The following is a 267-nucleotide window of genomic DNA, read 5'->3' on the forward strand; positions in this document are numbered from 1 at the left end:
GAGCCAGCCGCGATAGCCGTGCCGCTTCAACCGGTCGATGATCGCCGGGAAATTCACCGCGCCGTCGCCCGGCACCGTGAAGGCGCCATTGATCACCGCGTCGAGAAAACTCCAGTTGCGATTGCGCGCGAGCCTGGTCACCGCGGGGCGCACGTCCTTGCAGTGCACGTGGCATACGCGCGCGATATGTTTGTCGAGCACCGCGAGCGGATCGCCGCCGGCAAACGTGATGTGCCCCGCATCGAACAGCAGGCCGACAGCATCGCT

General features: G+C 65.9%; 1 protein-coding gene. It reads right to left on the bottom strand.

Features of this window, described 5'->3' with window-relative positions; translation table 11 throughout:
- Positions 1–267: TIM barrel protein (locus SB771_RS34840; protein ID WP_410722019.1), on the bottom strand; the 267-nt coding region annotated here is incomplete at both ends.

This window comes from Burkholderia sp. SIMBA_051, assembly GCF_046534915.1.
GTDB classification, from domain to species: domain Bacteria; phylum Pseudomonadota; class Gammaproteobacteria; order Burkholderiales; family Burkholderiaceae; genus Burkholderia; species Burkholderia ambifaria.